The 23,009-nt window shown below is 70.2% G+C and carries 25 protein-coding genes and 1 pseudogene; 9 read left to right on the forward strand and 17 right to left on the reverse strand.

The window, feature by feature from the left end; translation table 11 throughout:
* Positions 1-97 precede the first annotated feature (97 nt).
* A complete protein-coding gene (locus K1T34_RS11655; protein WP_255638751.1) occupies positions 98-667 on the reverse strand; it encodes a TetR/AcrR family transcriptional regulator in 570 nt (189 codons plus the stop codon).
* Between the two features lie 189 nt (positions 668-856).
* Here K1T34_RS11655 and K1T34_RS11660 point away from each other — a divergent pair, with 189 nt between their 5' ends.
* On the forward strand, positions 857-1,792 hold the full coding sequence (locus tag K1T34_RS11660) for a zinc-binding dehydrogenase (RefSeq protein ID WP_220244288.1): 936 nt from the start codon (positions 857-859) through the stop codon (positions 1,790-1,792).
* On the opposite strand, the gene trpC is transcribed toward K1T34_RS11660, so the two are convergent.
* The 3 genes from trpC to K1T34_RS11675 form a co-directional block, all read right to left on the reverse strand.
* The gene (gene trpC / locus K1T34_RS11665) at positions 1,789-2,565 is read right to left on the reverse strand and encodes an indole-3-glycerol phosphate synthase TrpC (RefSeq protein ID WP_220244289.1); all 777 of its coding nucleotides are present in this window, start codon (positions 2,563-2,565) and stop codon (positions 1,789-1,791) included. The two genes, K1T34_RS11660 and trpC, sit on opposite strands and share 4 nt — an antisense overlap.
* Before the next feature lie 171 nt (positions 2,566-2,736).
* The gene (locus tag K1T34_RS11670; protein ID WP_220244290.1) at positions 2,737-3,651 is read right to left on the reverse strand and encodes a MazG family protein; all 915 of its coding nucleotides are present in this window, start codon (positions 3,649-3,651) and stop codon (positions 2,737-2,739) included.
* An 8-nt stretch (positions 3,652-3,659) separates the two neighbouring features.
* Positions 3,660-4,688, reverse strand: a complete 1,029-nt coding sequence (locus K1T34_RS11675) for a hypothetical protein (protein WP_220244291.1) — start codon at positions 4,686-4,688, stop codon at positions 3,660-3,662.
* A gap of 76 nt (positions 4,689-4,764) precedes the next feature.
* Here K1T34_RS11675 and K1T34_RS11680 point away from each other — a divergent pair, with 76 nt between their 5' ends.
* Complete coding sequence (locus tag K1T34_RS11680) at positions 4,765-5,178, forward strand: hypothetical protein (RefSeq protein WP_220244292.1); 414 nt, start codon at positions 4,765-4,767, stop codon at positions 5,176-5,178.
* On the opposite strand, the gene K1T34_RS11685 is transcribed toward K1T34_RS11680, so the two are convergent.
* The 6 genes and pseudogenes from K1T34_RS11685 to K1T34_RS11710 form a co-directional block, all read right to left on the reverse strand.
* Entirely contained in the window at positions 5,162-5,326 is a 165-nt protein-coding gene (locus K1T34_RS11685) for a DUF397 domain-containing protein (RefSeq protein ID WP_220244293.1), read from the reverse strand. The genes K1T34_RS11680 and K1T34_RS11685 overlap by 17 nt on opposite strands.
* On the reverse strand, positions 5,307-6,194 hold the full coding sequence (locus K1T34_RS11690) for a helix-turn-helix transcriptional regulator (RefSeq protein ID WP_255638459.1): 888 nt from the start codon (positions 6,192-6,194) through the stop codon (positions 5,307-5,309). The genes K1T34_RS11685 and K1T34_RS11690 overlap by 20 nt, the downstream gene beginning before the upstream one ends.
* 92 nt (positions 6,195-6,286) lie before the next feature.
* A complete protein-coding gene (gene mfd / locus K1T34_RS11695; protein ID WP_220247128.1) occupies positions 6,287-9,850 on the reverse strand; it encodes a transcription-repair coupling factor in 3,564 nt (1,187 codons plus the stop codon).
* An 11-nt stretch (positions 9,851-9,861) separates the two neighbouring features.
* A pseudogene (locus K1T34_RS54670) lies at positions 9,862-9,972 on the reverse strand (FAD-dependent monooxygenase); the annotation flags it as partial.
* A 33-nt stretch (positions 9,973-10,005) separates the two neighbouring features.
* Positions 10,006-10,578, reverse strand: coding sequence for a DUF3558 family protein (locus tag K1T34_RS11705; RefSeq protein ID WP_220244294.1), 573 nt, complete (start codon positions 10,576-10,578; stop codon positions 10,006-10,008).
* A 635-nt stretch (positions 10,579-11,213) separates the two neighbouring features.
* Positions 11,214-12,131, reverse strand: coding sequence for an LLM class flavin-dependent oxidoreductase (locus K1T34_RS11710; protein ID WP_220244295.1), 918 nt, complete (start codon positions 12,129-12,131; stop codon positions 11,214-11,216).
* 77 nt (positions 12,132-12,208) lie between these two features.
* Here K1T34_RS11710 and K1T34_RS11715 point away from each other — a divergent pair, with 77 nt between their 5' ends.
* Positions 12,209-13,012 carry a helix-turn-helix transcriptional regulator gene (locus K1T34_RS11715; RefSeq protein WP_220244296.1) on the forward strand — a complete coding sequence of 268 codons (804 nt, stop codon included), beginning with the start codon at positions 12,209-12,211 and terminating at the stop codon, positions 13,010-13,012.
* On the opposite strand, the gene K1T34_RS11720 is transcribed toward K1T34_RS11715, so the two are convergent.
* Positions 12,954-13,460 carry a DedA family protein gene (locus tag K1T34_RS11720; RefSeq protein ID WP_220244297.1) on the reverse strand — a complete coding sequence of 169 codons (507 nt, stop codon included), beginning with the start codon at positions 13,458-13,460 and terminating at the stop codon, positions 12,954-12,956. The genes K1T34_RS11715 and K1T34_RS11720 overlap by 59 nt on opposite strands.
* A complete protein-coding gene (locus tag K1T34_RS11725) occupies positions 13,432-14,034 on the reverse strand; it encodes a class I SAM-dependent methyltransferase (RefSeq protein WP_220244298.1) in 603 nt (200 codons plus the stop codon). Before K1T34_RS11725 ends, K1T34_RS11720 begins: the two co-directional genes overlap by 29 nt.
* Positions 14,035-14,181: 147 nt before the next feature.
* Here K1T34_RS11725 and K1T34_RS11730 point away from each other — a divergent pair, with 147 nt between their 5' ends.
* From K1T34_RS11730 to K1T34_RS11740, 3 genes are read left to right on the forward strand one after another with little or no spacing between them, the layout of a single operon-like run.
* Positions 14,182-15,309 (forward strand): sensor histidine kinase, encoded by a 1,128-nt coding sequence (locus K1T34_RS11730; RefSeq protein ID WP_220247129.1) that lies wholly within the window; start codon positions 14,182-14,184, stop codon positions 15,307-15,309.
* A complete protein-coding gene (locus K1T34_RS11735; protein WP_220244299.1) occupies positions 15,306-15,953 on the forward strand; it encodes a response regulator transcription factor in 648 nt (215 codons plus the stop codon). The genes K1T34_RS11730 and K1T34_RS11735 overlap by 4 nt, the downstream gene beginning before the upstream one ends.
* Positions 15,954-15,990: 37 nt before the next feature.
* Positions 15,991-17,172, forward strand: a complete 1,182-nt coding sequence (locus tag K1T34_RS11740; RefSeq protein ID WP_220244300.1) for a sorbosone dehydrogenase family protein — start codon at positions 15,991-15,993, stop codon at positions 17,170-17,172.
* On the opposite strand, the gene K1T34_RS11745 is transcribed toward K1T34_RS11740, so the two are convergent.
* Positions 17,169-17,888, reverse strand: coding sequence for an SDR family oxidoreductase (locus tag K1T34_RS11745; RefSeq protein WP_220244301.1), 720 nt, complete (start codon positions 17,886-17,888; stop codon positions 17,169-17,171). The two genes, K1T34_RS11740 and K1T34_RS11745, sit on opposite strands and share 4 nt — an antisense overlap.
* A 64-nt stretch (positions 17,889-17,952) precedes the next feature.
* On the opposite strand from K1T34_RS11745, the gene K1T34_RS11750 reads away from it, so the two are divergent.
* A complete protein-coding gene (locus K1T34_RS11750) occupies positions 17,953-18,471 on the forward strand; it encodes an isochorismatase family protein (protein ID WP_220244302.1) in 519 nt (172 codons plus the stop codon).
* The gene (locus tag K1T34_RS11755; RefSeq protein WP_220244303.1) at positions 18,468-18,857 is read left to right on the forward strand and encodes an NUDIX domain-containing protein; all 390 of its coding nucleotides are present in this window, start codon (positions 18,468-18,470) and stop codon (positions 18,855-18,857) included. The genes K1T34_RS11750 and K1T34_RS11755 overlap by 4 nt, the downstream gene beginning before the upstream one ends.
* Here the strand turns inward: K1T34_RS11755 and K1T34_RS11760 are convergent.
* The 4 genes from K1T34_RS11760 to K1T34_RS11775 all read right to left on the reverse strand — a co-directional run bounded on the left by K1T34_RS11760 (position 18,854) and on the right by K1T34_RS11775 (position 21,990).
* On the reverse strand, positions 18,854-19,219 hold the full coding sequence (locus K1T34_RS11760) for a nuclear transport factor 2 family protein (protein ID WP_220244304.1): 366 nt from the start codon (positions 19,217-19,219) through the stop codon (positions 18,854-18,856). The genes K1T34_RS11755 and K1T34_RS11760 overlap by 4 nt on opposite strands.
* A 44-nt stretch (positions 19,220-19,263) precedes the next feature.
* Positions 19,264-19,854 carry a TetR/AcrR family transcriptional regulator gene (locus K1T34_RS11765; RefSeq protein ID WP_220247130.1) on the reverse strand — a complete coding sequence of 197 codons (591 nt, stop codon included), beginning with the start codon at positions 19,852-19,854 and terminating at the stop codon, positions 19,264-19,266.
* Between the two features lie 102 nt (positions 19,855-19,956).
* The gene (locus K1T34_RS11770) at positions 19,957-21,024 is read right to left on the reverse strand and encodes a zinc-binding alcohol dehydrogenase family protein (RefSeq protein ID WP_220247131.1); all 1,068 of its coding nucleotides are present in this window, start codon (positions 21,022-21,024) and stop codon (positions 19,957-19,959) included.
* A 141-nt stretch (positions 21,025-21,165) separates the two neighbouring features.
* Positions 21,166-21,990 carry an oxidoreductase gene (locus tag K1T34_RS11775; protein WP_220244305.1) on the reverse strand — a complete coding sequence of 275 codons (825 nt, stop codon included), beginning with the start codon at positions 21,988-21,990 and terminating at the stop codon, positions 21,166-21,168.
* A gap of 80 nt (positions 21,991-22,070) precedes the next feature.
* Between K1T34_RS11775 and K1T34_RS11780 the strand changes: the two genes are divergently transcribed.
* Positions 22,071-22,976 carry a LysR family transcriptional regulator gene (locus K1T34_RS11780; protein ID WP_220244306.1) on the forward strand — a complete coding sequence of 302 codons (906 nt, stop codon included), beginning with the start codon at positions 22,071-22,073 and terminating at the stop codon, positions 22,974-22,976.
* Positions 22,977-23,009: the final 33 nt, after the last annotated feature.

Below are 23,009 nucleotides of genomic sequence, written 5' to 3' on the forward strand. Positions count from 1 at the left end.
GGAGCGGCGACAGCTGCGAGGTGGCGCGAAAGGCCTGGACCGCCAGCACGGCGAAGCGACAAGAAGCAGCAACATCCATCGACCAGCGCCGCCGTGGTCACACCACCGGGTGCAGAGGCAGGCGAGCCGCGGGCGGGAGCGGCGACAGCTGCGGGGTGGCGCGAAAGGCCTGGATGGCCAGGGCGGCGAAGCGCCGTGAAGCAGCGACGCGCGCGGCGGGCGAGGTGGCGTGGATGCCGTTGTTGGCCATGAGGACCAGGACGAGGTCGTCGACCACGAAGTCGGGGCGGAGGTGGCCCGTGGTTTTCGCGCGGCGGGCGAGTTCGGCGATCGAGGTGAGGGCGGAGTCGCGGGTGGTGGTGAAGTCGAAGGCGCGCGGGAAGCGCGAGAGGAAGGCCGCGGTGAAGCCGCGGTCGCGGACGTGGACGTCGAAGAGTTTTTCGATCACCAGGCAGAAGCCGAGCCAGGGGTCGGGGGTGGCGAGGCCCTCGTCGACGATCTGCCGGCAGACCTGCAGCTGGTCCGCGAAAGCCGCGCCCGCCAGGTCTTCCTTGGTCGGGAAGTGGCGGTAGAGCGTGGCAGGGCCGACGCCGGCGCGGCGGGCGATTTCGCGCATCGGGACGTCGAGGCCTTCGGCGGCGAAGACCTCGCGGGCCGCGCTGAGGATGCGGTCGCGGTTGTCGCGGGCGTCGGAGCGGAGGGTGCGCGAAGCATCCGCGGGCGAAGCCTCACCCCCCGAGACCGCGGAGTCGGGGTGCGAGGTCTGAGGCAAACGAGCCGTCACGCTCTCACTTTAGCCGAAACGGACGCCCCCGTCCGTTAGCGTCGGCGGCGAGATCGAGAGGAGAACACGCAGGTGAAAGCAGTGGCGATTCAGGAGTTCGGCCCACCCGAGGGGTTGCGGGTCATCGAGACACCGGAGCCCACGCCCGGTGCGGGGCAGGTGCTGATCGAGACCGAGGCCATCGGGGTCGGCGGGGTCGACGCGGTGATCCGGCGCGGCACGCTCGGCAGTTACGGCTTCAAACCCGGCCACATCCCCGGCAGCGAAGTCGCCGGGACGGTCGTCGCGGTCGGGGCGGGCCTCGACGAGAGTCTGAAGGGCCGGCGGGTGTGGGCGTTCACTGGCACGGGCGGCGGGTACGCCGAGAAGGCGGTGGCGAGCGATTTCCTGCCGATCCCCGAGGCCTTGACCAGCGAGGACGCGGTGGCCATTGGCACCTCGGGAGCCGTCGCGCACTTCGCGCTGGCGCACGCGCACTTCGAGGCCGGCGAGTCCGTGCTGGTGCGCGGGGCGGCCGGGAGCATCGGGGTGTCGGCGGTTCAGCTGGCGGCACGAAACGGCGCCAAGAACGTGGCCGTCACGACCTCGAACCAAGAGCGAGGTGAGCGCCTCGAGAAACTCGGCGCGACGGAAGTCCTGGACCGCGCGGGGACCGGCGAAGGCAAGTACGACGTCATCGTCGACCTGATCGCCGGCCCGAACCTGCCGGACTTCTTCGACAAGCTCAACCCCAACGGCCGCCTCGTCGTGGTCGGCGTGGTCGGCGGGATGCCACCCGGCGACTTCGCCGCTAGGCTCCTGCAGAACTTCCGGAAGTCCCTGTCGTTCATGACCTTCAGCGCCGACACCGTGCCCCGCGAGGCGCTGCAAAAAGTGCGCCTGGAGCAGTTCAACGACGAAACGTTCCAGGGCGTCGTCCACGAAATCCTGCCGCTCGACCAAGCCGCACTGGCCCACCGGAAGATGGACGACGGTGAGGTCTTCGGCCGGATCGTCCTGAAGCCCTAACCCTGGATGAAGTCGCGGACGGACGTCACCGGGTCGCCCGAGCGCACCAGCGCCTCGCCGACCAGGACGACGTCCGCGCCCCAGCCGCGGTACTCCGCGACGTCGCCCGGACCGGCCACGCCCGACTCCGCCACGCGCACACGGTCGGCCGGGATCTGTGGGCCGAGCTCCTTGAACACGGTCCGGTCGACCTCCAACGTCGTGAGGTCACGAGCGTTGATCCCCAGCACCTGCGCGCCACAAGCGACCGCGCGCTCCAGCTCACCGGCCGTGTGCGATTCCACGAGCGGCGTCAGGCCCAGCTCCACCGCGAGGCCGTACAGGTCGTCGAGCAGCGAACCCTCCAGCGAGACGACCATCAGCAACGCCAGATCCGCCCCGAACGCCCGCGCCTCCCACAGCTGGTACGGCTCCACGATGAAGTCCTTGCGCAGCACCGAAACGTCCACCCGCGCCCGCACGGCTTCGAGGTCCGCCAGCGACCCGCCGAACCGGCGACGCTCCGTCAGCACACTGATGGCCGCCGCCCCGCCCTGCTCGTACTGGCCCGCGAGCGCGGCCGGGTCGGTGATGTCGGCGAGCGCGCCCTTGCTCGGGCTCTTGCGCTTCACCTCGGCGATGATCGACACGCCGGGCGAGCGGAACGCCGGCAGCGGATCCCGCGTCGGCGGCAGATCTCGGACGCGCGCCTGCAGGTCGGCCAGCGACGTCGATCGCTTGCGGTCCTCCAGATCCTCGCGGACACCCTCGAGAATCCCGTCCAGCACGCTCATACCCAACTCCTCCACCGACGACCGGCCAACCACCATCGTCGGTCCACCCGGGACAGAAGGCACGCGGGAGTGCGCGCGATCACTGCGTGACGTACCGCCCAGGGCACACAGCGTGGCCGAACAGGCGCCTACCGCACCACCGTGTCACCCAAAAGAAGCCCGAAATGCCCGTTACGGCCAGAACTTGCGCCAGCCGTCCGCTTCCAACGTCGACGGTTCCACGCCCGCGTCCCGCGCCGCTTCCTCAGCCGCCCGGATGTCACTCGCGAACTGCTTCGCGACGGCCCGCAGCTCACCCTCCGGGTCAGTGCCCGCCCGGCGCGCCGTGGCGGCCGTTCGGAACAGCTGCGAGGCCGGGTCCGAGCCGGCCGGGAACAGGTCCAGCGGAATCCCCGCCCGCCCGCTGCGTTGCCCGAGCTTGGCGGCCAACGCGATGGCGGGCTGGCCGAGCGCGATACCGTCCACAATGGAGCGACGCTGCTTCTCCGCCTGCTTGAGCTCTTCCCATTTCAGGTTCTGCTGGTCGACCGTGGCCACCGTCGCCGCGTCGGTGAACACGTGCGGGTGCCGCCCGACGAGCTTCGCCGTCAACGCCCGCGCAACGTCGTCGATCGTGAACGGATCCTCGGCGTCCTCCGCGGCCACGCGGGCGTGGAAGAGCACCTGCAGGAGGACGTCGCCGAGCTCTTCGCGCAGGGCCTCGCGGTCGTTCTCCTCGATGGCGTCGAGCAGCTCGTAGGTCTCCTCGACCAGGTACTGGCGGAGCGTTTCGTGCGTCTGCACCGCGTCCCACGGGCAGCCGCCGGGCGAGCGCAGGCGGTCCATGACCTCGGCGGCTTCCACCAGCGGCGCCACCGGGGCCTCGATCACGCGCGCACCCGCGGCCACCAGCGCGGCAGCTTCCGGCGATGACGACGAAGCCGTGATCAACACGAGGTCACCCGTTATTCCCGCCGGAACCGGTGTCACGCCGAACTGCACAGCGTCAACGTCCGAAGCCGCGTACACAGCGGCGCCACGCACCAAACCGACCGCTTCGGCCGGCACCGTCGCCCCGTGCGCGACGACGACAACCGACCCGCTCACTGCTGAGTTCACTGCTGAGCCGGAGCACTACCCCGGACCGGCAGCACGATGCCCTGGAAGCTGTTCGCGTTGGCCGCGAGGTCCATGCCGACCGGGTCCCACACGCCGTAGCGCGGGTTGATCTTGTAGTCCACGTCGTTCACGTACGGCTGCAGCAACCGCACCCCGATCGCCCCGATCTGGTCGGGCGTCGGCTGCTGGACCTGGTCAGTGGCCACCGGCTTGTCGGTAGCGCGCTGCCGCACGATGGCCGTGACCCACCACGTCGGCGCCGACGTCGGGTTCGGCTGGAATGCGATGGCCGTGTTCGCCGGAACGCCGAACAGCACCGTCGCGGCGTCCTCCGGCGACGAAAGCGCCGGCGCCTGCTGCCCGACGTTGCCCTGCGCGCCGCCCTGGATCTCGGTCTGGATGGCGTTGGGGTTGGCCGCGTACTCCTGGGCCTTCGCGATGGCCTGGCTCCGCGCGGTCGCCGCGTCGATGGCCGGCGCTTCGCTGTCGGACGTCGGCGCACCGATGCTCGTGTAGTCGAAGTTCACCGACAGCGTCGGCAGGTACTTCGCCGCGAGCTTCTGCTCCAAGTACTGGTCGGTGATCGCCTCGCGGTGGTCACGCACGCGCCAGACGAGCTGCGTCACGGCCGCGGGCTGGTCCTGCGCGAGGTTCTCCGGCAGCACTCCGGCCAGCGGATCGCCCTGCGACATCGCGGCGGAGATGGCGGCGTCGTCGGTAGACAGGCCTTCCTTCTGGGCGGCCTTGCGCACCACGGCGTGGAGCAGTTGCTGGCGCACGATCTCCCGGCCCACGAGGTCGAGTTTGTGCTGCGCGGCGAGCTGCTGCGCGTATGGCTGCTCCTGGACGGCCTTGTCCAGCAGGCCCTGCACCTGATCGATCGTGGTGACCTGGCCGTCGATGACGGCCGCGGCGCCCACCTGGCTGGGCCCGGCGCCGCACCCGGCGAGCAGCAGGCCACTGGCAACAACACCCACCAGCGCGCTTGACCGTTTTTTCGAGCCGAGGCGCCCCATGATCCGCATCACAAGCCATACCCTCTCACACCGCCGCCCCCGAAACGCAACACCATCGGGGTGCGCGAAGCGTTATTGTCGACAAATGGACTCGTGGTTGTCGATCGAGGTTCTCGACGGGGAGTTCGCAGCGCACAGCTGGCAACGCGCGCACGGCGACAACCTCACCGAAGCCGCCCTGACCCATGGCGCCGAACAGTGGACGTGGCACGTCCACCGCTGGGGCGTCACGCTCGAGATCGAGTTCGCCACGGAGGCACAACGCGACCGGTTCCGCGGCCTCCCCGCGGTGACGGCCGCCCTCGACGCCGTCCCCGACCCCGAACACGGGTTGTTGGTGTACTCCGGCCGCGGCGGCGGCTCGGGCTCACGCGTGCCGCGACATCCCCGGCCCTTGCCGATGGCCGACGCGGGCGCGGTGCCTACGCCGAAAGAGGAAGTCCGTTTACAGCTGGCAACAGGTGAGCCGCCGATGTTCCAGCTCAGTTCAAGCGGCTGAGAAGCTCCTGCCAGGCGACCGCGGGGACGGTGATGTGGCCGGCCTCGCGGTCCTTGGTGTCGCGAACGAGCACCTCGTGACCGGTCGCCACTTCTACGCAACCATCGCCGTTGCTGCTGTAGGTGCTCTTACGCCAGACGACGGCCATTCTGGTCTGCTCCCGGTGAGTAGAGCTGCGTCGCCAGGCTGGCGACCAGCTCCCTCGATTGTGCCTCACCGAGTGCAACTCTACGAAGGCGCTTCAGAACATCGCGGTAGGCGTTCGTTTCTTCGGGCTTCTCCAGGAAGAGCGAGGAAACCTCGCTGTCGAGGTAGGCGACCGGGCGATAGACATCCGAGTCCATCAGCTTGAAGTGACCGGCCAATGCGGGATGACCCCCGAGTTCGGACGGCACGATCCGGATAGAGAGGTTCGGTCGTACCGAGAGCTGGAGCAACTGGTGCAGCTGACCTGACATCACACTTCGATCCGCCCCGCCTACCGGCAACCGCAGAGCGAACTCATGGATAAAGAACTCGAATGCCGCAAGCGGTTGCTTCGACAAGGTGACTTGCCGAGACATTCGGGCGAAGACCCGCTCATCGACATCGTCCGGCCGCGGAACGTTTCCGGTCTCATTGATCAGCGCCCGTGCATAGGCAGCTGTCTGCAACAACCCCGGCACGATCACCGACTGGAACTCCGCGACCGCTGTGGCGCGCTCTTCGTGCCACACCAACGTTTTCACCTGCGCCGGCAGATTTGGGTAGGTCTCCAGGAACCCGGGCTCGTCGAGGTCGTCGCAGAGGGCGTAGACCTCGGCGGCCTCGTCACCGATCACGCCCATGAGCGTGAGCATCTTGACCACGTCGATGTACTTGCTGCCACGCCGCGCGTTGAACATGTTGGAGATGCGGGTGGGCGGCCAGTCCAACCGGCGCGCCATTTCCCGCACTCCCCAGTGGTGCTCTTCCATCAGCTCTCGCAGGCGGACACCGAGCTGGCGGCTGCGCACAGTCGAATAGCGGTCGTCCATGCGAGGAAGCGTACGGTCGAAACCGGTTCCACTCCAACGTTTCCGCTGGTAGTTCGCCCGAAGAGGCGTGGTGTCCCGAGCCCGGCACAGCGTCACACGGGCGCGGGGGTTTTCGTGAGCTGCGCCAGGAGCTTCGTGCACCACTCGAGCAGTTCGACATCGCGCAGTGTCGGCGCGCCCATGCGGCCGCCGGCCGGGCCTTCGGTGGGTTTGGGCACGGAGACGGTGTTGGTCACCGCCTTGTACAGCGCCTTGGGGTACAAGCGTTTCAGCCGCACCATTTGCGAATCGGCGAGTGGTAATGGCGCGAAGCGGATGGTGTTGCCCTGCACGGCAACCTCCGTGACGCCCGCCGCGCGGCAGGTGTGGCGGAAGGCAGCCACCGCAAGCAGACGGTTGACGGGGGCGGGCGGCAGGCCGTAACGGTCGATGAGTTCTTCGCGCACGGCGTCGAGGCCCGCGGTGTCGGGCGCGGCCGCGATTTTGCGGTAGGCCTCCAACCGCAACCGTTCGCCTTCGACGTAGTCGTGGGGGATGTGGGCGTCGATGGGGAGGTCGACGCGGACTTCGGCGAGTTCCTCCTCTTCGCTGGGCTCGGCGCCGGCGTGGCGGCGGAAGGCTTCGACAGCTTCGCCGACCAGGCGCACGTACAGGTCGAAGCCGACGCCCGCGATGTGGCCGGACTGTTCGGCGCCGAGGATGTTGCCCGCGCCGCGGATCTCCAAGTCCTTCATCGCGACGGCCATGCCCGCGCCGAGCTCGGTGTTCTGCGCGATGGTCGCGAGCCTGTCGTGCGCGGTCTCCGTCAACGGCGCTTCCGGCGGGTACAGGAAGTAGGCGTAGCCGCGTTCGCGGCCGCGGCCGACGCGTCCGCGCAGCTGGTGGAGCTGGGCCAATCCCAGTAGGTCGCCGCGTTCGACGATGAGGGTGTTGGCGTTGGAGATGTCCAGGCCGGTTTCGACGATCGTGGTGCAGACGAGCACGTCGTACTCGTTTTCCCAGAAGCCCTGGATGATCTTTTCGAGCTTGTCCTCGTTCATCTGGCCGTGGGCGGTCACGACGCGCGCTTCGGGCACCATCTCGCGGATGCGTTTGGCGGCCTTCTCGATGGAGGAGACGCGGTTGTGGACGTAGAAGACCTGGCCGTCGCGCAGGAGCTCGCGGCGGACGGCGGCGCCGACCTGCTTGTCGTCGTAGCCGCCGACATACGTCAGGATCGGGTGCCGGTCTTCCGGCGGGGTGAGGATGGTGGACATCTCGCGGATGCCGGCGAGCGACATCTCCAGCGTGCGCGGGATGGGGGTGGCCGACATCGTGAGCACGTCCACGTGGGTGCGCAGGGCCTTGATGTGTTCCTTGTGCTCCACGCCGAAGCGCTGCTCCTCGTCGACGATCACGAGGCCGAGATCCTTGTACCGGATGCCGGTCTGCAGCAGGCGGTGCGTGCCGATGACGATGTCGACCTCACCCTCGGCGAGCTGCTCCAGGACCTGGTCGGACTCGGCCTTGTGCGTGAACCGCGAAAGGCCCTTGATGGTGACCGGGAACGACTGCATGCGCTCGGTGAAGGTGTTCAGGTGCTGCTGTGCAAGCAGCGTGGTCGGCACGAGCACGGCGACCTGCTTGCCGTCCTGCACCGCCTTGAACGCGGCGCGCACGGCGATCTCGGTTTTGCCGTAGCCGACGTCGCCGCAGATCACGCGGTCCATGGGGACGCCGCGTTCCATGTCGGCCTTGACCTCGTCGATGGCGGCGAGCTGGTCGTTGGTCTCGGTGAACGGGAACGCGTCTTCGAGCTCGCCCTGCCACGGCGTGTCGGGGCCGAAGGGGTGGCCGGGCGCGGCCTGGCGGGCGGCGTAGAGCTGCACGAGCTCGGCCGCGATCTCCTTGACGGCCTTTTTGGCGCGCGCCTTGGTGTTCTTCCAGTCGGAGCCGCCGAGCTTGTTGAGCGTGGGCAGCTCGCCGCCGACGTAGCGGGAGACCTCGTCGAGCTGGTCGGTCGGCACGAACAGGCGGTCGCCCGGGTGGCCACGCTTGGAGCTCGCGTACTCCAGCAGCAGGTACTCGCGCGTGGCGCCGGCGACGGTGCGCTGCACCATCTCGACGAAGCGGCCGATGCCGTGCTGGTTGTGCACCACGTAGTCGCCGGCCTTCAGGGCCAGCGGGTCGACGGCGTTGCGCCGCCGCGACGGCATCTTGGCGTTGAGGTCCTTTGTGGACGTTCCGGCGTTGGCGCCGCGGCCCGTGAGGTCGGCTTCCGAGAGCACCACGAGGGCGCGCTCGGGTGAGACGAAGCCGTCGACAAGGGCTCCGCAGGTGACGGTGACGACGCCGGCTCGCGGGGCCTCGGTGATGCCTTCGCCGGCCAGCGCGGCCGGGACCTCGGCCGCGGTGAGCTGCTCGACGGCGCGGCTGGCCGTGCCGTGGCCCGCGACCACGAGCACGCCGGTGCCGCCGGCGGCCACGTGGGCGCGCAGGTCGGTCATCGCGCGGTCGAACTCGCCGCGGTAGGCGGGCGCGGCCTCGACGCCGACTCGGTAGACGTCGGGGTCTTCGCTGCTCAGCTGGGTGATCGTCCACCAGGCGCGCTTGGTGTCCTGCGCGTGCTCGGCGATCTCGGCCAGATCGCGGTAGGCCGAAGCGCCGAGGTCGATGGGTGCCTGCCCGCCCGCCGCGGCCGTGGTCCACGAGGCTTCGAGGAACTCCTGGCCGGTGCGCACGAGATCGTGGGCGCGGGCGCGGATCTTCTCCGGGTCGGCGAGCAGCACGTGACTGCCGCGCGGCAGGGCGTCGGTGAGCAGGGTGAGCTCGCCGGCGCACAGCACCGGAATGAGGGCTTCCATGCCTTCGACGGGGATGCCGTCGGCGAGCTTCGTGAGCATCTCGGCCAGCTGCGCGTCTGCCTCATACGTGACGGCGAGCTCGGCGGCCTTGGCCTTGACGTCGGCGGTGAGCAGCAACTCGCGGCACGGCGGCGCGGTGACGTGCTGGATCTCGCCCGGCAGGGAGCGCTGGTCGGAAACCGCGAACGCGCGGATCTCGCTGACCTCGTCGCCCCAGAACTCCACGCGCACGGGGTGCTGCGCGGTGGGCCCGAACAGGTCGAGGATGCCGCCGCGCACGGCGAACTCGCCGCGCTTCTCGACCATGTCCACGCGGGTGTAGGCGAGCTCGACCAGGCGCTCCAGCAGGCCTTCGAAGCTCTGCTCCTCGCCGACGACCAGGTCGACGGGGTCGAGCGAGCCGAGGCCGGGGGCCATGGGCTGGATCAGGCTGCGGACGGTGGAGACGACGACCTTGAGCTCGTCGTCGCCCGTGTGCAGGCGGTGCAGCACCTCGAGGCGGCGCCCGACGGTGTCGGCGCGCGGCGAGAGGCGCTCGTGGGGCAGCGTCTCCCACGAGGGGAAGTCGACGACCTTCTCGCGCCCGAGCAGGGCTTCGAGGGCGGCGGTGAGCTCGTCGGCCTCCCGGCCGGTGGCGGTCACGGCCAGCACGTGGCGGCCCGCGCCGCCTCTGGATTCGTCTTCGGCGAGCGCGGCGGCGACCAGCTGACGTGCGGTCACGGCGCCCTGCAGCTCGAGCAGCGGGGCGCCGGCGCGTTCGACGACCCCGCGCAGGGCGGGGTCGGGGAGGATGGCTTGGAGGAGTCCGGACAGTGGAGCGTCGGTCACGTCTTCCAGACTACGTCGGGGCACCGACAGTCCGGGGGCGACCTAGCGACGAGGGCGAGTTTCCAGCCGAGGTTGGTGGCGTCGCCGAGGCCGACGTTGAGGCCTTGGCCGCCGTGCCCAGCGCGATGGAGGCCTTCTCGTCAGCTCAGCCGGTGGATGATCGCCGCGGCGAAGTTCTTGCCGACCGTGAGCGGGTCGGGTCCCGGTGCGCCGGGACCGAAGCCGACCGCGGAGAGTCGGATCGACTGGCCCGGGCCGGTCATGACGAAGATCATGTAGCCGGTGTCCGGGCCGTGCGTGATCTGGCCCAGCAGCGCGCGGTGCCCCGCGATCGTGCTGACGGTGAGCTGCTGGACGCCCGGGTCCCGGGTCTTGTCGGTTGTCGGGTAGGCGGTCAAGGTGACCAGTGCGCCTGGTGCACCCCACTGGCAGGCATTGCCGCTCGGGTCGGGGACTTCCGCGCCGTCGATGACCACGTTCAACCGGACGGCGTCTTCGTGAGCCAGAGCCTGGCAGGGATGATCGGCCAGGCCGGCGATCGTCGGCTTCGCCGCGGCGGTCGAGGGGGTGGTCGGTGGTGCGGTCGGCTTTGGGGTCGGGTTTGCGGTCGGCTTTGTCGCCGATGACGCTGTTGGGCTCGTCTGCCGATCGGGCACGCCGCAGGCGACGACACCCATCAACACCAGCACGAGAGCCACCGTGAGCCGCTGCATGCGTCGCACCGTACGTCCGGCACTCGGGACCGGTCCCGGCAAAGGCGCCGCGCTGCTTACTGCTTGATGCAGCGTCGCGACGTTGGCTGATTCCGAGGATCACACTTTCGGGGCGGGGTGTTGCGTACTAGCCCGCACTCGTCGGGCGCCTTTCGTGTGCCGCTCGGTATCTGCCCCAGAACCCCTACAACCCCCACGACGCAGAGCCCACCCTCCCAAAGGCCACCCTGGATCCATTCTACCGGCGCACACCGACAAAACCGGCGGCCTGCGGGACCTTGTCCACAGCCGAGCGCAGTTGTGGACAACCGCGGACAACCACCGGGCAACGAGGGGACAGCCGCGGCGCAACGGGTTCGGCAGGGCGTCACAGGCCCGCGTGAAAAGCGTTGCGCCGCAGGGGGTTCGTCGCGGAGGGGCGGATAGTCAAGGCCGGCTGGGGTGGCCGGCCGCCGCGCGGCGAACCCCGAGGAGAGGGTGCGGCTTAGCCTGCGGTGACGGCGCGGCGGTTGATGTTACGGGTGGTGTCGCGGTTCCAGTCGGGGTCTCCGGTGATCTTCATGGCTTTCCTTTCGTGTCAACGGATCCCCCGGGTGGGGATCCATTCACGACACGGATGGAAGGCGCTCGGGGGTTCAGTGTTGCGGAAAATTGGTCGGCAAGAGTCCGGACAGCAGGTGCAGCTGGTCGGCCACTACATCGGCGTCCAGGGCGGCGATGCGGATCAGAATGTGGTCTGCACCAGCGAGTTCGTACTCGCGCAAGCCGGCCGCGACGGTCTCGACCGGGCCCGTGAGCATCGTCTGGATGGTGCCGATCACGGACAGCGGGCGGCCGTACGTGGCTTGGCAGTAGGTGTCCAGCGACTGGCGGCCGCGGGCGGGGTCGTCGGCGATGAAGGCCGTCGCGAAGAGCGCCGGGGTGATGGGGCGGTCGGAGAGGGAGCGGATGGTGGTGAGGCCGCGGGCGTAGTCGGCGGGGTCGGGCGGGTAGGGCAGCCAGCCGTCGTAGAGGTCGGCCGTGCGGCGGAGGGCGGACGGCGTCGCGCCGGCGAGCCACAGCGGGGGGCCGCCGGGGCGGGAGGGCGCGGGGACGTCGGGGAGCCAGTCGTGGTGGAGGACCTTGCCGTGGAACGAGCGGGGCGTGCCGGTCCAAAGGTCGCGCCAGAGGCGGGCGACGTCGTCGAGGTGGGAGAAGCGCGTCTTGAACCGCACACCGACCAGGTCGAACTCCGGCTCGCTGAAGCCGGGGAACCCCGCGCCGAGGCCGAGCACGAGGCGGCCGCCGGAGAGCTGGTCGAGGGTCGAGATCGTCAGGGCCGCTTGCACGGGCTGACGGAACGCGGGCAACAGCGCGGCGGTCCCCACCGTCACGCGCTCGGTGGCCTGCGCGACAGCGGTCAGCAAGGTGAGCGGCTCGGCCCGCGCGCGGACGAGCGAGTCGCCCGCCCAGACGGAGTCGAAGCCGAGGCGCTCGGCCTCGCGCGCGAGCTCGACGACGGCGGTGACGGGAAGCTGGGCCTGCCCGGCGGGCAGGAGAAGTCCGTAGTGCATGCGGTCGAGATTGTTCCGCCGCGCGTCCGGCGGCAATTCCCTTGAAGGAATGGCGCGGGTTCTGCTTGCCTGGCCCCATGGACCCGGCCTTCGCCACCGCGCTGCGCGACGCCCGCACCCGCCGCCGCCTCAGCCAGCTCGACCTGGCCCTGGCCGCCGGCACCACGCAGCGGCACGTGAGCTTCCTGGAACGTGGCCGTTCGGCTCCCGGCCGCGGCATGGTCGTCCGCGTGGCCGAAGCCCTCGGCCTGCCCCTGCGCGAACGCAACGCCCTGCTCCTGGCGGCCGGCTTCGCCCCGCGCTACGCCGAGACGCCACTGGACGACCCCCGGCTGGCCCCCGTCCTCGATTCCTTGACGGCCCTGCTCGACGGCCACCGCCCGTACCCGGCGCTGATCATCGACCGCTACGGCACCCTGGTCTCCGCGAACGACGCCTTTACTCTCCTGACGGAGGGCGTCTCGCCGGACCTGCTGGCGCCACCCGTGAACGTCCTGCGCCTCGCCCTCCACCCCGACGGCATGGCCCCGCGCATCCACAACTTCGCCGACTGGGCGCAACACGTGCTCGAACGCCCCCGCCAGGGTCTGCCGGATCCGAGTCAGGCCGAGTTGCTGGCGGAGCTGACGTCGTACCTACCCGCGCCTTCGCCGCCTTCGCCGGACCACCTCGGCTTCGCGGTCCCCCTGCAGCTGTCCACCTCCCTGGGCGACCTCCACCTGATCACCGCCATCACCCGCCTCACGACGGCCGTCGACGTGACGATCGCGGAGCTGAGCCTGGAGACGTTCCTGCCGGCGGACGCGAAAACGGCGGCTTTGCTTACGGCGCAACCCACCCCGCCAACTGCCCCGCCAGCAACTCCACCCCCGCCCACATGACCGCGGCACAAACACTCCCCACCACAAACCGCCGATAAGGCAGCCCAGCCGACCCGGCGACGCGGGGCACCAACGTCCGCACCCCCGCCAAACACCGGCCCAAAACCACCGCCGGCACGCCGAACCGCACGATCACCGACTCAGCCCGGTCCCAGCGCGCCGCGCCAACCCGGCGCCCCAGCCGCGAAGAGCGCAGCCGCGGGCCCAACATCCGCCCCTCCCAGTACGCGACCTGGTCGCCGAGAACAGCGGCACAAACGCACACCACCAATGCCATCCACCAGGACAAAGTCCCCCGCTGCACCAGGAAACCCATCAGCAGCAAAGTGGACAGTGTCGGCAGCACGATTCCCGGCAGCAGAGCCGTTTCCGCCGTGATCACCAAGGCACACACGACGTAGACGACCACCGCGGGTGCGTCAAGAAGCGGGTGCAGCAGAGCGTTCACGGGAAACCCCAGCGGAAACCGGCAAAGCGGCCCGATACACGTACGCCGGCGGCAAGTTCCGCCACACCACTGGAGTCCGCTCGACCACGAAGAAGCGGCTGCGCAGCAGGCGGGCGAAGCGGCGGGCCGGCGGTGTCCAGGCGGTGTGCGCGTAGGCGAACGTCGTGAAGCAGCCGCGCGGGGACAGGATCGAGCAGGTCGAGTCCAAAATCTCCTGCTGTCGCGAAGACGGCATGGCGGTCCAGGGCAGGCCGGAGATCACGACGTCCGGTGGGGCCAGCCCCAGGGAACCCACCGAGGAAGCCGTGCCGGACACCACCGAGACCGAGGGGAACCGCGAACGCAGCGAAGAGGCCAGCCGGGGATTGATCTCCACAGCCGTGAAGGACGCAGACGCCGGCAGCAACGCCAGCACCGCCGACGTGAACACCCCCGTCCCCGGCCCCAGCTCGACGACCGAAGACGCGCCCTCGAGACCCAGGCCTCGGGTCATGGCCGTGGCCAAGAACCCCGAACTCGCCGCGACAGCACCCGTCAGCATGGGGTGCCGGAAGAACTCCGTGGTGATCGACATGTTCCCGAAACTAGGGACGCCGGGTGTGGCCGCGGATCGGCCGATCGGGCCGCGTGGGTCGTCCCATCGGAGGAGGCGAGGCATACCGCGGAAGGACGCGGCGAGCGGCCGACGAGCGTTACGTTCGGAGACGTGCGAGCACTGGTGATGTGGGTACGCAGGCAGCGCTGGACGCTGGACCTGCCGCTATACGCCGTCTTCGTGCTGCTCGGGCCGAACATCGCGGCCGGCGACTGGTCCCTGCGCCTGGTGCCGCTGGCGTTCCTGCTGCCGTTGCTCGTGCGACGGCGGTGGCCGCGGACGACGGCGGTGCTGATCATCGCCGGGGTGGTGGCCGTCTACACGAACGAGGTGTGGGCGTTCGACCGCGGACGCAGTGAGCTGGCGATGGCGGTGGTGCTGTTCACGCTGGTCAAGAAGGGTGACCGCCGGTTCGCGGCGGTCATCGCGGCGGCCGTGCTGGGCCTCGACTGGATGTGGGGGGCCACGTGGGGCGTCGCCACGCAGTACCCCACGTTGACGATCGTCGGGGTGCTGCCGCTGCATATCGCGGCGTGGGCGCTCGGCGAGTTCTTCCGCGCGAAGGAGCAGCTGACCGACGAAGAACGGCTGCGCGCTGACCTCGCGGTGTCGGAGCGGCAGGCGCAGGCACGCGCGGCCGACGCGGAAGAGCGCACGCGCATCGCGCGCGAGCTGCACGACGTGCTCGCCCACAGCATGAGCGTGATCGTGCTCAACGCGGAGGGCGCGAAGCTCGCGCGGCACCAGGACCCGGACGCCGTGGACCGCACGCTCGACACCATCAGCCGCACCGGGCGCGGGGCGCTCGCGGAGCTGCGGCGGCTGCTCGAGGTGATGCACGCCGGCGAGCCCGCGCGCACGCCGCAGCCGACACTCGACGAGCTGCGCACTCTCGTGGAACAGTCCGGGCGCGACGTCGAGCTCGAGGTGACCGGTGATGCCACCGACCTGCCCACGGGCGCCGCGCTGCAGGCGTACCGGATCGTCCAGGAGGCGCTGACCAACATGCTCAAACACGCTCCCGTCGACGCGTCCGCCCGGGTGCGCGTGGAGTTCACGCGCACCGAAGTGCTGGTCGAGGTGACGAACACCGGGGGCCGCGAGCCCGTGGCGGCCGGGCTGCCGTCGTCGGGGCGCGGGCTGGCCGGGATGGCGCAGCGCGTGGAGCTCTACCGCGGCAAGCTCGAGACGGGCCCGCTGCCCGACGGCGGGTTCCGCGTGCTCGCGACGCTGCGGACAGGCGCGGCGCGATGACGTCCGTGCTGATCTGCGACGACCAGGAGCTGGTGCGCGTCGGGTTGCGGATGATCGTGGACAGCCAGCCGGACCTCGACGTCGTCGCGGAGGCGGGCGACGGCGAGGAGGCCGTGCGGATCGCCCGCGAACGACGACCTGACCTGGTGCTGATGGACGTGCGCATGCCGGTGCTCGACGGCGTCGCCGCGACCGAGCGCATCTGCGCCGCTCTGCCGGACGTGCGGGTGCTGGTGATCACGACGTTCGACCTCGACGAATACGCCTACTCGGCCCTGCGCGCCGGCGCGAGCGGGTTCCTGGTGAAGGACGCGCCGTCGGACGAGATGCTGGTGGCCATCCGCGGCGTGCTGCGCGGCGACGCGATGGTGTCGCCGTCGGTCACGCGGCGGCTGCTCGACCGCTACCTGGCCGGGCGGCCCGTCGAGTCGGCGGAGCTGGATTCGCTCACCGAGCGGGAGAAGGACGTGCTCGGACTGATCGCGCGCGGGCTGTCGAACGGCGAGATCGCGGGCAAGCTGTTCATCGGCGAGACGACGGTGAAGACCCACGTCGGGCGCGTCCTCGCCAAGCTGGGCCTGCGCGACCGGGTGCACGCGGTGGTGTTCGCGTACGAGTCGGGGCTGGTCCGGCCCGGCGATTGAGACGCGAACGTCGCATTTGTCGGGCATGCTGGGCGGTATGCGCCTGCCCGGAGTCGTGCTGCTCGCGTCAGTCGCGGTGCTTACTGCCGCCTGTTCGGGGGCGGCGAGTGCGCCGCCGCCGTTGACGAGCGCGCCTTCGGCGGCGTCCGCCACCGGGTTTCGCGTCGAGGAGGTGGCGGGCGGGCTCGAGCACGGGTGGGACGTCGGGTTCCTGCCGGACGGTTCACTGCTGGTGCCGCAGCGGCCGGGCAAGCTGGCGTTGATCCGGGGTGGGCGGACCACTGAGGTGCGCGCCGATTTCTCCGACGTCCTCGTGCAGGGTGAGGGCGGGCTGATGGGGATGGTGCTCGCGGCGGATTTCGCTTCGTCGCGGGAGTTCACGACGTGCCAGACGCATCAGGAGGGCGGCCGGGCAGTCGACGTCCGGCTGGTCACGTGGCGGCTCGCGCCCGATGGGGCCAGTGCGTCGAAGGTGCGGGACCTGCTGACGGGACTGCCGGTGAACCCCAGCGGCCGGCATTCCGGCTGCCGGCCGACGCTGGCTCCGGACGGCGCGCTGCTCGTCGGGACCGGGGACACGGCGCGGTCGACGATCGCGCAGGACCGGCACAGCCTGGGCGGGAAAGTGCTGCGGATCAACGCGAAGACCGGGGAAGCGTTGCCGGACAACCCTTTCTATGCTTCGACGGATCCGCGTGAGCGGCGGATTTACACCTACGGGCACCGCAACATCCAGGGCGTCGCGATCCGGCCCGGGACCGGGCAGGTGCTGACTTCCGAGCACGGGCCGACGTTCGACGACGAGGTGAACTTGATCCGGCGCGGCGCCAACTACGGATGGGATCCGTCGAAGGGCGGGACGGATTCTTCGTACGACGAGAGCGTGCCGATGACGGACCTCACGCGGTTCCCCGACGCGGTCCGTCCACTCTGGACTTCCGGGGAGATCACCGAGGCGACCTCCGGTGACGCGTTCCTGACCGGACCTCAGTGGGGTGCCAATGAAGGCGCGTTGGCCGTGGTGGCGTTGAAGGGGCAGAAACTGTTGCTACTGCACCTGGATGCCGCGGCGAATGTCACTTCGGTGACGCTGCCGCCGGAATTCGACGACCGGTTCGGGCGGTTGCGCGCCGTCCGTTCGTCGCCGGACGGTGCGCTTTACGTGACCACCTCGAACGGATCGGATGACAAATTGCTCCGCGTCACCCCGGGCACTTAAGAGCCCTGGTAGGCGCCGCCGTTGACGTGGACGACCTGACCCGTCACGTGGCCCGCGCCGGGACCGGCGAGGAACTCCACGACTTCCGCGATGTCTTCCGGACGGCCCTCTCGTTTGTTCATCGTGGTGGCGACCAGCCGGCCGCGGCGTTCGTCGGTGAGCTTGCCGTGGAAGAATTCCGTGTCCACGATCAGGCCGGGCGCGACCACGTTCGCGGTGATTCGCCGCGGCCCCAGAACCCTGGCGACATCCGAGTTCCACGCCTCGACGGCGGCCTTGGCCCAGCCGTACGAACCGGCGCCAGTGTGTGCGGAGATGGACCCGATGGTGATGATTCGGCCGTTGTCGGCGATACGGTCGCGCAAACCCGCCGTGACCAACGCGGCGGTGAAGACATTGGCGCGGAAATTGGCCGTCCAGGCGGTGTTCAGGGTGGCGAGGTCGATGTTGTCGTCGCGGAGGAAATCGGTGTTACCGCCGGCGTTGTTCACCAATACCTCAACGCGTTCCGGCAAGGCCGGCAAGGCCGCCTCGACGGCCTCGTGATCGCCGGCGTCGAACGCGACCGCCTTCGCACCGAGCAGCGCCGCGGCCTCGGCGAGCACGCTCTCGCGGCGGCCGGTGATCGTCACGCGGTCGCCGGCGCGCGCGAACGCCGCCGCGATGGCGTAGCCGATTCCCGTGCCACCGCCGGTGACCACTACTTCCCGGTTCATCACGAACATCCTTTCCCCAGTGGACGAACACAGACCGTACCGGGATCGGCCTAGGATCTGCCGTATGACTGAGATCGACCCCGCGTCGACGGCGCTCGTGCTCGTCGACTTCCAGGAGCGCATCGTCGCGATGCCGACGACGCCGTTCGCCGGGCCCGAGGCCGCCGCCAACGCCGTGCGCCTGCGCGACGCGTTTTCCGAAGCCGGCGCGCAGATCGTGATCATCCAGGCGATGCGCCCGGGCTCCGAGGGCGCGCCGGGCAGCGACGTGATCCCGGAGCTGAAGCCGCGCAACGGCGAAAAGCTCGTGGTCAAGGCCACGATCGGCGGCTTCTACAACACCGATCTCCACGCGCACCTGCGCGACGCGGGCGTGCGCACCGTCGTGTTCGGCGGCATCGCGACGGAGTTCGGCGTGGAGTCGACGCTACGCGCCGCCGCGGACCACGGGTACGCCGTGATCGCCGTGTCCGACGCGATGACGGGCCTTTCGGACGTGTCACACGAATCGTCCACCACGAAGATCTTCCCGCGGCTCGGCACGGTGCTCACCACGACCGAAACCCTAGCGGCGCTGGGATGATCGACAAACTCGCGTGGCTGCACGTGGTGGACGGCCGCGTGCTCGCGGCGGTGTCTTCGGGCAAGGACACGTGGTACCTGCCGGGCGGCAAGCGCGAGCCGGGCGAGTCGGACGCCGAGGCGCTGGTGCGGGAGATCGCGGAGGAGCTGACGGTCGCGCTGGACCCGTCGTCGCTCGCGCCCGCCGGCGTGTGGGAGGCGCAGGCGGACGGGCGCTCGGCGGGCACGGTGGTGCGGATGACCTGTTACACCGGCACGTTTTCCGGCACCTTGGCGGCTTCGAGCGAGATCGCCGCCTTCGATTGGCTGGGTTTCGAGGACCGTCCCCGGGTGTCCGCGGTGGTACAGCTCATCTTCGACGACCTGCACGCGCGCGGCGTGCTCTAGCTGTCGCCGAGCTGCTTCTGCATCGCCGCGGCCAGCGCGTTGAGCCCCGACAGCGGGCGCACCATGACGACGAGCTCGTCGATCTCGCCGGCTCCGTTGGTGCGCAAGAAGTCGCAGCCCTCCACTTCACGGTCGCCGACGCGCGCGGTGAAGACGAGGGCGTGGCCGTGGTCGTCTTTCAGTTCCCGCTGGTAGCCGAAGTCCTCGAACACCGCGAACGCCGCGCGCAGGATCGCCGCGACCTGCTCGCGCCCCTGGTAGGGCCGGTGCACGGCGGGACTGCGGAACACGGCGTCCTCGGCGAACAACGCGATGGCGGCGTCGAGGTCTTTGGTCTCGACGGCTTCCCGGAAAGTCTTCATCGGATGATCGTCAAGCACCGGCGCCGTTCGGACAAGTCCCCAGCTCAGCCCAGCAACCTCGGCTTGTGCTCCAAATGCGACAACCCGTTCCAAGCCAAGTTCACCAGATGCGCCGCCACCTCATCCCGCTTCGGCTTGCGCGCGTCCAGCCACCACTGGCCCGTCAACGCCACCATCCCCACCAAAGCCTGCGCGTACAGCGCCGACAGTTTCTCCTCGTACCCGCGCGCCGCGAATTGCTGGGCGAGGATGTGTTCGACCTGGCCCGCGATGTCGTTCAGCACGGTGGAGAAGGTGCCCGTGGAGCTGGCCACCGGGGAGTCGCGGACGAGGATGCGGAAGCCGTCGTGGGAGTCCTCGACGTAGCTGAGCAGGGCGATCGCCGCTTGTTCGAGCATGACGCGCGGGTGGCCGCCGTGGAGGGTGTTGACCATGCGGTCGAGCAGGAGCTGCGTTTCGCGGTCCACGACGACCGCGTAGATGCCTTCCTTGCCGCCGAAGTGTTCGTAGACGACGGGTTTCGAGACGTTCGCGCGGGAGGCGATCTCTTCCACCGAGGTGCCGTCGAAGCCCTTCTCCGCGAACAACGCGCGCGCGACGAGGAGCAGCTGTTGCCGGCGCTCGCTGCCCGTCATGCGGACGCGCGTCACCGGCGCCGCCGGTCGCGCACCGGTGACCGCTGCTTCGCGCTTCGCCCTTCGTCTCCCCGCCATGCGCAGCAGGGTAGCCGCAGCGTGTCACGCCATCGGAGTGAGCACCGTTCGTGAGAAGGCGCCGCCCGAAGCGGCGGAGTGCGCGACAGCCTTGTCGACCTCGGCCAATCCGAACCGCGTCACCCGCTCCGGTGCCAGGTCGAGCGCACCCGACGCGACAAGGCGGATGATCCCGACGTTGGCCGCGCGCGGGTACATCCATTGGCCCCGCACCGTCACCGAGTTCCGCATCAGCCACGGGTACGGCAGGGACAGATCCGCGCCACCGAGCATGCCGACACCGCCCATCAGCACCACGCGGCCGTGTTCGCGCACGGTTATCGCGGCGGCGCGGGCGACGGACGCCGGGGCCCGCGGCGGGAGCAGGTCGAGCACGAGGTCGACGGGACCGTTCGCGCCCATCGCGGCACGGTCCGTGTCGGCGTCGCCGCAGAGCTCGACCGGCCGCACGCGCGTGCCGAACCGGTCGGCCAGCAGGTCGAGCACCGCCCGGTTGCGGCCCGGCGCCACGACGCGGCCGGCACCCATCGCCAGGGCCACGGCCACCGCGCAGCTGCCCAGATTGCCGGTCGCGCCGCTGACCAGCACCGTCTCTCCGGCCGCGAGCCCGCCCGCGAGCAGGCCGCCATACGGGATCACGTGCACGCCCAGCGCCGCCCACCGCACGGGATCCACGTCGGCGGGCAGCGGATGGACGTTTTCAGTGGGCACGCGCATGAGCTCGGCGAACGCGCCGTCGTGGAAGTACCGCGACAGGCGCGCGCCGCCCTCTCCGCGGGAGCTCCAGCCCTGCAGCGTGATGTCGGGGGTGAGGGCATCGTCGCGGGCGCGAACGGTCGAATCGCACCACACGAGGTCACCCGGAGTCAGTTTGGTCGCGTCCGTCCCGACGCGTCGCACCCGCCCGATCCCCCCGATGCCGGGCACCACGGGCGGTTCGAGCGGATACCGCCGTTCACCGCTGAACACTTCGGCGGCGTACGGGGGCACGATCGTCGCGAGGACCTCGACGAGCACTTCGCCGTCCGGCGGATCGGGCACCTCGCCGACGACGAGCGGGGAACCGAAAGCGGTCAGGGTGGCTGCGCGCACGGGAAAGCCTTTCTGCTCAAGCACTTTCCCGAACGGTAGGACCACGCGAAGCCATGCCGGAAGCGAAGATCAGTCAACCCGGGTGTGCGTGATCCGCATGGTCCGGGCACGACACGAGCCGCCGGCGAAGACGCGGCGCGCTCAGGCGAACGCGGTGTTGCGTGCGTGGCCCTCCCAGGCCGTCAGATCGGCGCGCACCTGGTCGAGGTGGCCGCCGATGGCGTCGACGGCGTCCGCGCCGAGGGCCAAGCGCAGCGGGGTGTCCGGGGCGTCGAGCGCGGTGAGGATGGCGGCGGCGGCCTTGGCGGGGTCGCCGGCCTGCGTGCCGTCGGCGTCGACGACGAGGCGGCGCGTGGGGCCGACCGAATCGGCGTAGTCGTCGATCTCGCCGCTGCGGCTCGTGCTGCCCCACAGACCGGTGCGGAATGCGCCCGGCTCCACGATCAGCACCTTGATCCCCAGGCGGCCCACCTCGTCGGCGAGCCCCTCCGACAGCCCCTCCAACGCGAACTTCGTGCCGCTGTAGGCCGAGAAACCCGCGAACGACAGCTGCCCGCCCATGCTGCTCAGCTGCACGATCGCGCCGGAACGCCGCTCGCGCATGTGCGGCAGCGCGGCGCGCACGAGGGCCGCGGGGCCGAAGACGTGCACGTCGAACAGCGACCGCAGCTCCTCGTCGGTGGTCTCCTCGAACGCGCCGACGTGGCTGCGGCCGGCGTTGTTCACCAGCACGTCGAGCCGGCCGTGCCGAGCGATCACCGACGAGACAATGGCGTCGACCGCCGCGAGGTCCGTGACGTCGAGCGCCACCGCCTCCACCTGGTCCGGGTGCGCGGCGACGACGTCGGCCAGCGTTTCGGTGCGCCGCGCCGCCGCGACCACCACGTCGCCGGCCGCCACCGCGGCCTCGGTAAGCGCGCGGCCGAAGCCGCTGTTCGCGCCGGTGATCAGCCAAACCTTGTTCATGTCCTGAGCCCCTTTCGCTTCCACCGACTCTGGGCGAAATTCGCTCGCGGGTCCAAGACCTGCTGTGATAACCATTGGATATGGACGTGCACGGCCGCGATCTGCGGTACTTCGTCACGGCCGCCGAGGAGCTCCACTTCACGCGCGCGGCCGAGCGGCTCTACGTCTCCCAGCCCGCACTGAGCAAGCAGATCCGCATGCTCGAACGCCAGCTCGGGGCGCCATTGTTCGATCGCGACCGCCGCGAGGTCCGGTTGACGCCGGTGGGCGAGGCCTTGCTGCCGCACGCCCGCCGGGTGCTCGCGGAGTGGGACGCGGCGCACGACGCCGTCACGCAGGCGAAGGCCGAGCAACGCGGCACGCTCGTCGTCGGCATGAGCACGAGCCCCGGCCGCGGCGGCATGCTGCCCGCGATCCGGTCGAGGTTCACCGACGAGCACCCGAACGCCCGGCTCACGCTCCGCCAGGTCGGCTGGCACGACTCCACGGCGGGGCTCGCCGACGGCTCGACCGACGTCGCGTTCGTGTGGCTCCCGGTGCCGGGCGCCGAACGCTACAGCTGGGTCGTGGTCGCCGAGGAACCTCGTCTGGTCGCGATGTCCGCCGCCCACCCGCTCGCCGGGCAGTCCACAGTGGACTTCACCGACCTGCTCGACGAACCGTTCCTCGCCCTGCCCGCCGACGCCGGCCCGCTGCGCGACTACTGGCTCGCCCCGGAAGCCCGCGGCGGCCACGCCCCCGTGATCGGCGCCGAGATCAGCAGCGCGGACGAAACCTACGAGGCCCTCGTCGACGGCCGCGGCGTCTGCCTCATCGCCGCCGGCAACGCACCCCTGCTCACCCGCGGCGACGTCGTCGCCCTCCCGGTGCGCGGCGTGTCCCCCAGCCGCCTCGCGCTGGCGTGGCGCAAGGACGACACCCGGCCGCTGGTCCACGGGTACGCGCGCGCCGCCCGGCTGGCCACCCAACGCGATCCGGAGCGGTGAAACCCGGCCCGGTCGAACCAGCCCTCAAATAAA

It is taken from the genome of Amycolatopsis sp. DSM 110486 (assembly GCF_019468465.1).
In the GTDB taxonomy this organism is placed as follows: domain Bacteria; phylum Actinomycetota; class Actinomycetes; order Mycobacteriales; family Pseudonocardiaceae; genus Amycolatopsis.

Coding starts and splice junctions, on each gene's coding strand:
- trpC (WP_220244289.1), bottom strand. CDS start 2,565: ATGAGCGTGCTGGACGGGATTCTCGAGGGTGTCCGCGAGGATCTGGAG.
- K1T34_RS11675 (WP_220244291.1), bottom strand. CDS start 4,688: ATGCGGATCATGGGGCGCCTCGGCTCGAAAAAACGGTCAAGCGCGCTG.
- K1T34_RS11680 (WP_220244292.1), top strand. CDS start 4,765: ATGGACTCGTGGTTGTCGATCGAGGTTCTCGACGGGGAGTTCGCAGCG.
- K1T34_RS11685 (WP_220244293.1), bottom strand. CDS start 5,326: ATGGCCGTCGTCTGGCGTAAGAGCACCTACAGCAGCAACGGCGATGGT.
- K1T34_RS11690 (WP_255638459.1), bottom strand. CDS start 6,194: ATGGACGACCGCTATTCGACTGTGCGCAGCCGCCAGCTCGGTGTCCGC.
- K1T34_RS11705 (WP_220244294.1), bottom strand. CDS start 10,578: ATGCAGCGGCTCACGGTGGCTCTCGTGCTGGTGTTGATGGGTGTCGTC.
- K1T34_RS11710 (WP_220244295.1), bottom strand. CDS start 12,131: ATGCACTACGGACTTCTCCTGCCCGCCGGGCAGGCCCAGCTTCCCGTC.
- K1T34_RS11715 (WP_220244296.1), top strand. CDS start 12,209: ATGGACCCGGCCTTCGCCACCGCGCTGCGCGACGCCCGCACCCGCCGC.
- K1T34_RS11725 (WP_220244298.1), bottom strand. CDS start 14,034: ATGTCGATCACCACGGAGTTCTTCCGGCACCCCATGCTGACGGGTGCT.
- K1T34_RS11730 (WP_220247129.1), top strand. CDS start 14,182: ATGTGGGTACGCAGGCAGCGCTGGACGCTGGACCTGCCGCTATACGCC.
- K1T34_RS11735 (WP_220244299.1), top strand. CDS start 15,306: ATGACGTCCGTGCTGATCTGCGACGACCAGGAGCTGGTGCGCGTCGGG.
- K1T34_RS11740 (WP_220244300.1), top strand. CDS start 15,991: ATGCGCCTGCCCGGAGTCGTGCTGCTCGCGTCAGTCGCGGTGCTTACT.
- K1T34_RS11745 (WP_220244301.1), bottom strand. CDS start 17,888: ATGAACCGGGAAGTAGTGGTCACCGGCGGTGGCACGGGAATCGGCTAC.
- K1T34_RS11750 (WP_220244302.1), top strand. CDS start 17,953: ATGACTGAGATCGACCCCGCGTCGACGGCGCTCGTGCTCGTCGACTTC.
- K1T34_RS11755 (WP_220244303.1), top strand. CDS start 18,468: ATGATCGACAAACTCGCGTGGCTGCACGTGGTGGACGGCCGCGTGCTC.
- K1T34_RS11760 (WP_220244304.1), bottom strand. CDS start 19,219: ATGAAGACTTTCCGGGAAGCCGTCGAGACCAAAGACCTCGACGCCGCC.
- K1T34_RS11765 (WP_220247130.1), bottom strand. CDS start 19,854: ATGACGGGCAGCGAGCGCCGGCAACAGCTGCTCCTCGTCGCGCGCGCG.
- K1T34_RS11775 (WP_220244305.1), bottom strand. CDS start 21,990: ATGAACAAGGTTTGGCTGATCACCGGCGCGAACAGCGGCTTCGGCCGC.
- K1T34_RS11780 (WP_220244306.1), top strand. CDS start 22,071: ATGGACGTGCACGGCCGCGATCTGCGGTACTTCGTCACGGCCGCCGAG.